We start from the raw sequence: 9,098 nt of genomic DNA, 5'->3' as shown, positions 1-9,098 counted from the left end.
GCCGCCGTGCCGTAGCCGACGAGCACGTTGCCCGAGGTGTCGCCGCCCTCCGCGGGCGCGGACGCGCCGCCCGCGGTCTCGTCGAGCGGCGCCGCGCCCGAGACGGGCGCCGTGCCGCCGCCGGTGCCGTCCCCGCCGACCGCGACGGTCAGCAGGGCCGCCCCGACCGGCAGCTCGGTGCCCTCCTCGCCGAAGCGCGCGGTCACCACCCCGCCGTACGGGCAGGGCACCTCCACCCGCGCCTTCGCCGTCTCCACCTCGACCACGGGCTGGTCCACGGCGACCACGTCGCCGACGGCCACCAGCCACTGGACGATCTCCGCCTCGGTCAGACCCTCACCGAGGTCGGGCAGCTTGAACTCCAGCACCTGGGCCATCAGCTCTCCGCCTCCCACTGGAGTCGCGCGACCGCGTCCAGCACCCGGTCCACCCCGGGAAGATGGTGCCTCTCCTGCATGGGCGGCGGATAGGGGATGTCGAATCCCGCCACGCGCAGGACAGGGGCCTCCAGATGGTGGAAGCACCGCTCGCTCACCCGGGCCGCGATCTCGCCCCCGGGGCCGCCGAAGCCGGTCGACTCGTGGACCACCACGGCGCGTCCCGTGCGCCGCACGGAGCGCACCACGGTCTCGTCGTCGAACGGCACCAGCGACCTGAGGTCGACCACTTCGAGGTCCCAGCCCTCGGCCCGGGCGGCCTCGGCCGCCTCCAGGCACACCGGCAGGCTCGGCCCGTACGTGATCAGCGTGGCGCTGGAGCCGGGGCGCCGCACGACGGCCCGGCCCGCGGGCTCGACGGCGGCCGGCGCGTCGGGCGACCAGGGCGCCTTCGACCAGTAGAGCCGCTTGGGCTCCAGGAAGACGACCGGGTCGTCGGAGGCGATGGCCGCGCGCAGCATGCCGTAGGCGTCCTCGACCGTCGCCGGGGTGTACACGTGCAGCCCCGGCGTGGCCATGTAGTAGGCCTCGGACGAGTCGCTGTGGTGCTCGACGCCGCCGATCCCGCCGCCGTAGGGGATGCGGATCGTCAGCGGCATCGGCATCGCGCCGCCCGTGCGGTTGCGCATCTTCGCCACGTGGCTGACGAGCTGCTCGAACGACGGGTAGGCGAACGCGTCGAACTGCATCTCCACGACCGGCCGCAGGCCGTACATGGCCATGCCGACCGCCGTGCCGAGGATGCCCGCCTCGGCGAGCGGGGTGTCCGTGCAGCGCTCGTCGCCGAACTCCGCGGCCAGGCCGTCCGTGATGCGGAAGACGCCGCCGAGCGTGCCGACGTCCTCGCCCATCACGTGGACCGCGGGGTCCTCGGCCATCGCATCGCGCAGCGCCCGCTGCAGCGCCTGTGCCATCGTGGCGGGCTTCGCCCCCGGCCGCTGGGCCACCGTCGTCATCGCGCGTCCTCCCGGCCGCTCGTGCCGGCCGCTCCGGCTTCCGCGTCCAGTTCCGCACGCAGCAGCCGGGCTTGCTCCTCAAGCTGGTCCGTCCGCTCCGCGTAGACCTGCGCGAACAGGTCCATCGGGTCGAGCACCGGGTCGGTGTTCATCCGCTCCCGCAGCCGCGCCGCCATGTCCTCCGCATCCGCGGCCACGCGGGCGACCTCGCCGTCGTCCAGCAGGCCCCGGCCGCGCAGGGCGGCCTCCAGCAGCCGGACCGGGTCGTAGGCGCGCCACGCCTCGACCTCCTCGTCGTCGCGGTAGCGCGTCGCGTCGTCCGCGTTCGTATGGGCGTCGACGCGGTACGTGACGGCCTCGACCAGCGTCGGGCCGCCGCCCGTGCGGGCCCGGCGCAGGGCCTCGTCCAGCACGGTGTGGACCGCCGCGACGTCGTTGCCGTCGACGAGGCGCCCCGGCATGCCGTAGCCGACGGCCTTGTGCGCGAGGGTCGGGGCCGCGCTCTGCTTGGCGAGCGGCACGGAGATGGCGAAGCCGTTGTTCTGCACGAGGAAGACCACGGGGGCCCGCCAGACCGCGGCGAAGTTCATGGCCTCGTGGAAGTCGCCCTCGCTGGTGCCGCCGTCGCCGACGAGGGCGAGCGCCACCACGTCGTCGCCCTTGATGCGGGCGGCGTGCGCGAGGCCCACGGCGTGCGGCAGCTGGGTGGCGAGCGGCGTCGAGAGGGGGGCGACGCGGTAGCGGTACGGGTCGTAGCCGGTGTGCCGGTCCCCGCGCAGCAGCGTCAGGGCCTCCACCGGGTCGACGCCGCGTGCGACGGCGGCGAGCGAGTCGCGGTAGCTGGGGAAGAGCCAGTCCCGGTCGGCGAGGACGGCGGCGGCGGCGACCTCGCAGGCCTCCTGGCCCGCGCTCGACGGGTAGACGGCGAGCCTGCCCTGCCGGGTCAGCGCCGTGGCCTGCGTGTTGAATCTGCGGCCGCGCACCAGGTCGGCGTACAGCCGCAGCAGCAGCGCGGGGTCGGCGGCGGCCTCGGCGGGGGTGCCAAGCACCCGGAAGGGCCGCTCGTCGGGCAGCAGCGGCGCCGGGTCCGTGGCGACCTGCCAGGGGGGCGGCGCGGGGGCGGGCGCCCGGTCCGCGGCGTCCGCGGGCGGCGTCTTGCGGGCGGGGTCCCTGACCGGCGTACTGCTCTTCTTCACGCGTGCCCCTCCTTGTGGGAACTGGTGCGCCGGCGCACTGGTGGTGCACTGGTGCCCGTACGGCTCGTGGCAGCGGACGGCGGAGCCCCGGTGCCTGGCGACTCCCACCTACCGATTGTTCGGTCGTCGGCGCACTTTGGCTACATGGGGCGTCATCCTGTGGACAAACGGTTCGGCAGGATCTGTGATGGACGCAGGTCGTCCACGGCACGGAGGCGGGAAGGCACGATGGCTGAACAAATGGCCGACGAGGGCGGCCGGCGCCCCGATCCGCGCGTCCCCGCCGCGCGGCCGCTGGACGCCGTGGACCGGGCCATCCTGGACATCCTGCGGGCGGACGGGCGCGCCTCGGTCCGGTCGGTGGCCGACCGCGTACACATCTCGCGCGCCAACGCCTACGCCCGCATCAACCGGCTGGTCGAGGACGGCGTGATCCGCGGCTTCACGGCCAGCGTCGACCACGAGCGGGCGGGGCAGGGCACCTCCGCGTACATCACGCTGAAGATCGTGCAGAACTCCTGGCGCACGGTGCGCGGCCTGCTGGAGGAGCTGCCGGGCGCGGCCCACATCGCGCTGGTGGGGGGCGACTTCGACGTCCTGCTGCTGGTGCACACGCCCGACAACAGGACGCTGCGGGAGCTGGTGCTGACCCGCCTCCAGGCCATCCCCGAGGTGCTCTCGACCCGCACCCTGCTGGTGTTCGAGGAGACCAACCTCAGCCCGCACCTGCCCGACCCCGACGCGGCGGCGCGGGACTAGGGACGGCCCGGGCCCCTGCGGGAGCGGCGATCCACGGGAGGGGCAGGGGGCCCCAGCGCCGGGCGGGGCGCGCCGGGGACCGGGGCCCCGCGCGCCCGCCCCTCAGTCCCGGGCCCCCGGGACCCGCAGGCCGTCGAAGGCCAGCCGGACGACCGCGTCCGCGACCTGCGTGCTGTCGTAGCCGCCGCCCGCCTGCGGCCGGTACCACTCGACCAGCGAGTTGACCATGCCGAAGACCAGGCGGGTCGCGAGCCGGGTGTCCACGTCGGCCCGCAGGTCCCCGTCGGCAACGGCCGCCTTCAGCAGCTCGGCGACGCGCTGGTCGAACTCGCGGCGCCGCTCCATCGCCCAGCGCTCCGTGCGCGTGTTGCCCCGCACCCGCAGCAGCAGCGTCACGTACGGCAGCTCCGCCGTCAGCACCTCGACCATGCGGCGCGTCACGTGCTCGACGCGGGCGAGCGCGGGGCCGTGCGTGGCGCCCGGCTCGTCGAGGACGGCGAACAGCCCGTCGAGCGCCCTGCTGACCGCCCGCCGCAGCAACTCCTCCTTGCCCGCGACGTGGTGGTATATCGACGACTTGGAGATGCCGGCGGCCTTCGAGAGGTGCTCCATCGACGTGCCGTCGTAGCCGCGCTCGTTGAACACGGCCACGGCGACGGACAGCAGCGTCTCGGGCGTGTACGTGTCGCGCCGGGGCGCGGTCATCGGCCGGTCCCCGAGGCCGCCGCGTACCGGGACAGGGCGCGGGAGGGGGCGTAGCGCCCGCCCGGGTACTCGGTGTTGAGCTGGTCGAGCACGGCGAAGACCCACGCGCCGCCGAGGCGGCGGGCCCACTCGCCGGGCCCCGCCGGGTAGTTCACGCCGAGCTTCATGGCGGTGTCGATGTCCTCCTCGGTGGCCACGCCGCGGGCGGCGGCGTCCAGCGCGAAGTCGACGAGCTGGACGACGGTCCGCGCGACGATCATCCCGGGGGCGTCGCCGATGACGCTGACCTCCTTGCCGGCCTTCTGGAAGAGGCCGACGGCGGCGCTGACGTCCGCCTCGTCCGCGGTCGCGGAGGGCGCGAGCGCGACGCGCGTGCAGGCGCGGTAGTCGAGGGCCAGGTCGAAGGCGATGCTCGGGCCGCCGCGGGCCTCGGACGACATCCCGTCGACGGGCAGCAGCCGGGTCCCGCCGGGCAGCCCGATCCACCCCCAGGGGGCGTCGTCCGCGCTCCAGCCGTCCTCGCCCGCTCCCGCGTACCCGTCGGATCCGGGGCCCGCGCCGTCGGTGTGCTGCCCGGCGGCCTGCCCGGCGGCCGGGTCCGCCGCCCGCACCGCGACCCCCGCCTCGCGAAGCAGCCCGGGCAGCGCCGAGGCCGGACCGAGGTCGCCCGTCACGGTGATCTCCGCGGGCGCCCGGCAGGGCGCCTCGGTGCGCGGCGACGGCTTCGCCGCGCCCGGCCCGTACGGGAACCAGCCCTGCCCCGACTTGCGGCCGAGGCGGCCCGCCTGCACCAGCCGGTGCTGGACGAGGGAGGGGGTGAACTTCGGGTCGTGGAAGAACGCCTCCCACACGGACCGGGTGACCGCCTCGTTGACGTCCTGGCCGATCAGGTCGGTCAGCTCGAAGGGGCCCATGCGGAAGCCGCCGGACTCGCGCAGCACCGCGTCGACCGTCGCCGGGTCGGCCACCCGCTCCTCGGTGACGCGCAGGGCCTCCGCGTAGAAGGGGCGCGCCACGCGGTTGACGACGAAGCCGGGGGTGTCCGAGCAGCGCACCGGCGTCTTGCCCCAGGCGAGCGCCGTCGCGTGGGCGAGGTCGGCGGCCCCGGGGTCGGTGGCGAAGCCGCTGACGACCTCGACCAGCGGCATCAGCGGGGCCGGGTTGAAGAAGTGCAGCCCCACGAAACGGCCGGGGACGCGCAGCGCGCCCGCGATCTCCGTGACCGACAGGGAGGACGTGTTCGTGGCGAGCAGGCAGTCGTCCGCGACGTGCTTCTCCAGCGCGGCGAAGAGGTCGCGCTTGACCGGCGCGTCCTCCAGGACGGCCTCCACGACGAGCCCGCAGTCCGCGAGGCCGGAGAGGTCGCCGACCGCCGTGAGCCGCCCCACCGCGGCGTCCCGCTCCCCGGCCGTCAGCCTCCCCTTCTCGACCAGCCGACCGAGCCGGGCCGCGACGCCGTCCACCGCTTCGCGGGCGCGCCCCGGAGCCGCGTCGTACAGGCGTACGGGGTGGCCGGCCGCCACAGCGACCTGGGCTATGCCCTGGCCCATGGTGCCGGTGCCGACGACCGCCACGGGACGGCTCAACGCGAGTGCTGCCATGGACACAGTCCTCCCTGGGGTTGTCCACAGATCCGCCCGGCCCTGTTGAACCGACCGATCGTTCGGTTACTGTAACCCTGTCCGTGCACGTGTGTCCCGGGCTTCGCGCGGACGCTCGCGCCCGCCCCCCGGCTCGATGAGGAGTTGGTCCCACCATGACCGCGCAGCTCAGCGTCCAGAAGCTCGCCGAGACCCGGCGGGCGACGCTCGACCAGGCACTCGACGCGATCCGCACCCGCGCCTACTTCTCGCCCCACCCCGAGCACCCGAAGGCCTACGGGGAGAGCGCGCCGGCCGACGGGCTCGCCGCGTTCCAGGCGCTGCGCGGCACCCGCTTCGAGCTCGACCAGCCCGGCTCGGACGGCTGGACGGGCGCCGAGACGTCACCGTACGGCCCCGCACTCGGCGTCGAGTACCCGCATGCCGACCTCGACGCACTGCTGCCGGCGATGCGCGCGGCCATGCCCGACTGGCGGCGGGCGGGGGCCGAGACCCGGGCGCTGGTCTGCCTGGAGATCCTCGCGCGGATCTCCGCGCGCACCCACGAGTTCGCGCACGCCGTGATGCACACCAGCGGCCAGGCCTTCGTCATGGCGCTCCAGGCCGGCGGGGCCAACGCGCAGGACCGCGGCCTGGAGGCCGTGGCGTACGCCTACGACGAGCAGACGCGCACCCCGGCCCGCGCCGGCTGGTCCAAGCCGCAGGGCAAGCGCGAGCCCCTGGAGATGGACAAGACGTTCACGCCGGTCCCGCGCGGCATCGCCCTGCTCGTCGGCTGCAACACCTTCCCCACGTGGAACGGCTACCCCGGCCTGTTCGCCTCCCTGGCGACGGGCAACCCGGTGCTCGTCAAGCCGCACCCGCGCGCGGTCCTGCCGCTGGCGCTGACCGTGCGCGTCGCCCGCGAGGTGCTGGCGGAGACCGGCTTCGACCCGAACCTGGTGGCGCTCGCGGTGGAGCGGCCCGGGGAGGGGATCGCCAAGGACCTCGCGGTGCGCCCCGAGATCCGCATCATCGACTACACGGGCTCGACCGCCTTCGGCGACTGGCTGGAGGCCAACGCGCGGCAGGCGCAGGTGTACACCGAGAAGGCCGGCGTGAACACGATCGTCGTCGACTCCACCGCCGACTACCGCGGCATGCTCGGCAATCTCGCCTTCTCGCTCTCGCTCTACAGCGGCCAGATGTGCACCACCCCGCAGAACCTGCTCATCCCGCGCGACGGCATCGACACCGACGCCGGCCACAAGTCCTACGACGAGGTCGTCGGCGACCTCGCGGGCGCGGTCGACAAGCTGCTCGGCGACGACGCCCGGGCGAGCGCGCTGCTCGGCGCGCTGGTCAACCCGGACGTGAAGGCCCGGCTGGAAGCCGCGGCGGAGCTGGGCGAGGTGGCGCTCGCCTCGCGCGAGGTGATCAACCCGGAGTACCCGGACGCCGTGGTGCGCACCCCGCTGATCGTGAAGGCGGACGGCGCGCGCTCCGGCCGGGACGGCGCCGGCGAGGTGCCCTACCTCGCCGAGTGCTTCGGGCCGGTGTCGTTCGCGGTCGCCGTCGACTCGACGCGCGACGCGCTCGACCTGCTGCGGCGCACGGTCCGCGAGAAGGGCGCCATGACCGTCGGCGCGTACACGACCTCGGCCGACGTGGAGAGCGCCGTCGAGGAGGTCTGCTTCGAGGAGTCGGCGCAGCTGTCGCTGAACCTGACGGGCGGCGTCTTCGTCAACCAGACCGCCGCGTTCTCCGACTTCCACGGCTCGGGCGGCAACCCGGCGGCCAACGCGGCCCTGTGCGACGCGGCGTTCGTCGCGAACCGCTTCCGCACGGTCGAGGTGCGCCGCCCGGCCTGACATCGCGCTGCGGGGCCGCCGGTCAGCCGGCCGGCGGCGCCGGGACGTCGGCGTGGCGCTGGATCCACGCGTGCATGGCGATCGCGGCCGCGGCGCCCGCGTTGATGGAGCGCGTCGAGCCGAACTGGGCGATGGAGCAGACCATCAGGGCGTGCTCGCGCGCCTCCTCGGTGAGTCCGGGGCCCTCCTGGCCGAAGAGCAGCACGCAGCGGCGCGGCAGCGCGGTCCGCTCCAGAGGCACGGCACCGGGCAGGTTGTCGATGCCGATCACCGGCAGCCCCTCGGCCGCCGCCCAGGCGGTCAGCGAGGCCGTGTCGGGGTGGTGGCGCACGTGCTGGTAGCGGTCGGTCACCATCGCGCCCCGCCGGTTCCAGCGGCGGCGGCCCACGATGTGGATCTCGCGCGCCAGGAAGGCGTTCGCGGTCCGCACGACGGAGCCGATGTTGAAGTCGTGGCCCCAGTTCTCGACGGCGACGTGGAAGTCGTGCCGGCGCGTGTCGAGGTCGGCGACGATCGCCTCCCGCCGCCAGTAGCGGTACCGGTCGGCGACGTTGCGGCGGTCGCCCGCGGCGAGCAGCTCGGGATCCCAGCGCTCGCCCCGCGGCCAGGGCCGGGGGTGCGGCCCGACGCCGACGACCGGGCCGAACGCCTCGTCGTACTGGAGGGGTTCGTCCTCGGCAGCCGCGGACCCGCCCGCCGGCGCCCGCCGGGGCCCCTCCTCGGCCGCCCGGGACCCGGGCCCGCCCTCCGGGGCCTCGGGGCCGCCGACCGGGCCCGGTCCCGCCGGCGCACCGGTCCGGACACCGGCCCCCGCCTGCTCCGGGGCCGTGCCGGGCGGATTCTCGCTGCTCATCCGACGAGGGTACGGCTCTCCTCTGGCGCCCCGCCGCGCTGGCCCGGCAGGGCCGCGCTCCGCCGCCCCCCGAGCCGGACCCGGCCCGCCGCGACCCGGCCCCCGAGCCACAGCAGGAAGCCCGTGGGCAGGAAGACGGCGTCGGCCGTGATCATCGCCATGGAGAAGAACGGCAGCCCGAGCAGGACGGCGATGCCCGCGTGCTCCAGCATCATCCCGACCAGCAGCACGTTCTTGACGCGCCGGTTGACCAGCGTGAACGGGAACGCGACCTGCACCATGACCGTGCCGTAGCTGAAGACCAGGACGAAGAGGCTGCTCGCCGCGAGCAGGTCGGAGATCATCGGCCAGGGCGTGAAGTAGTCGAGCTTGAGCGGGTAGAACAGCGCGGTGCCGTCCTCCCAGCGCGACCCCTGGATCTTGTACCAGCCGGCCGTCGCGTAGATCAGGCAGACCTCGACGGCGATCACGACGAGGGCCGTGTTGTGCACGACGTTCGCGAGCACGTCGAGCAGGGCCCGGCCGGGGCCCTGCGGCGCGCGGCGCTCCACGGTCCACCACAGGCCCTGGAGCAGCCAGGCGCCCCACAGCAGGAGCTGCATCCACAGCTGCACGTGCCCGGGCCCGGTGAGCGCGCCGAGGCCGAGCAGGGCGCCGAACACGACCCACAGCACGGGGCCGGTCCGCCCACCGCGCCCGCGGCCCCCCGCGCGCTCCGCGCCGAACGCGCCGCCGCGGCCG

9 protein-coding genes are annotated in these 9,098 nt (G+C 75.0%); 2 read left to right on the top strand and 7 right to left on the bottom strand.

Features of this window, described 5'->3' with window-relative positions; genetic code table 11:
* From L1885_RS17700 to pdhA, 3 genes are all read right to left on the bottom strand, one after another.
* Positions 1-377 (bottom strand): biotin/lipoyl-containing protein (locus tag L1885_RS17700; protein ID WP_308117343.1); only part of this gene is annotated, 377 nt, incomplete at its 3' end.
* Positions 377-1,393 carry an alpha-ketoacid dehydrogenase subunit beta gene (locus L1885_RS17695; RefSeq protein ID WP_235798100.1) on the bottom strand — a complete coding sequence of 339 codons (1,017 nt, stop codon included), beginning with the start codon at positions 1,391-1,393 and terminating at the stop codon, positions 377-379. The genes L1885_RS17700 and L1885_RS17695, both read right to left, overlap by 1 nt.
* The gene (gene pdhA, locus L1885_RS17690; protein WP_235798099.1) at positions 1,390-2,589 is read right to left on the bottom strand and encodes a pyruvate dehydrogenase (acetyl-transferring) E1 component subunit alpha; all 1,200 of its coding nucleotides are present in this window, start codon (positions 2,587-2,589) and stop codon (positions 1,390-1,392) included. Before pdhA ends, L1885_RS17695 begins: the two co-directional genes overlap by 4 nt.
* 228 nt (positions 2,590-2,817) lie before the next feature.
* On the opposite strand from pdhA, the gene L1885_RS17685 reads away from it, so the two are divergent.
* Entirely contained in the window at positions 2,818-3,348 is a 531-nt protein-coding gene (locus L1885_RS17685) for an Lrp/AsnC family transcriptional regulator (protein WP_235798098.1), read from the top strand.
* A 102-nt stretch (positions 3,349-3,450) separates the two neighbouring features.
* Here L1885_RS17685 and L1885_RS17680 read toward each other — a convergent pair whose 3' ends face one another.
* Together L1885_RS17680 and L1885_RS17675 are read right to left on the bottom strand one after the other, a co-directional pair.
* Positions 3,451-4,053 carry a TetR/AcrR family transcriptional regulator gene (locus L1885_RS17680; protein WP_235798097.1) on the bottom strand — a complete coding sequence of 201 codons (603 nt, stop codon included), beginning with the start codon at positions 4,051-4,053 and terminating at the stop codon, positions 3,451-3,453.
* Positions 4,050-5,654 carry a 3-hydroxyacyl-CoA dehydrogenase gene (locus tag L1885_RS17675; RefSeq protein ID WP_235798096.1) on the bottom strand — a complete coding sequence of 535 codons (1,605 nt, stop codon included), beginning with the start codon at positions 5,652-5,654 and terminating at the stop codon, positions 4,050-4,052. Before L1885_RS17675 ends, L1885_RS17680 begins: the two co-directional genes overlap by 4 nt.
* Before the next feature lie 155 nt (positions 5,655-5,809).
* On the opposite strand from L1885_RS17675, the gene paaN reads away from it, so the two are divergent.
* Positions 5,810-7,504, top strand: coding sequence for a phenylacetic acid degradation protein PaaN (paaN, locus tag L1885_RS17670; RefSeq protein WP_235798095.1), 1,695 nt, complete (start codon positions 5,810-5,812; stop codon positions 7,502-7,504).
* A gap of 22 nt (positions 7,505-7,526) precedes the next feature.
* On the opposite strand, the gene L1885_RS17665 is transcribed toward paaN, so the two are convergent.
* Entirely contained in the window at positions 7,527-8,357 is an 831-nt protein-coding gene (locus L1885_RS17665) for a TrmH family RNA methyltransferase (RefSeq protein ID WP_235798094.1), read from the bottom strand.
* A partial coding sequence (locus L1885_RS17660) for an HTTM domain-containing protein (protein WP_505016780.1) occupies positions 8,354-9,098 on the bottom strand: 745 nt, incomplete at its 5' end. The genes L1885_RS17660 and L1885_RS17665, both read right to left, overlap by 4 nt.

The sequence above is a fragment of the Streptomyces fuscigenes genome, assembly GCF_021556455.1.
Lineage (GTDB): Bacteria > Actinomycetota > Actinomycetes > Streptomycetales > Streptomycetaceae > Streptomyces > Streptomyces fuscigenes.
This window is presented reverse-complemented; position numbering and strand designations above follow the sequence as displayed.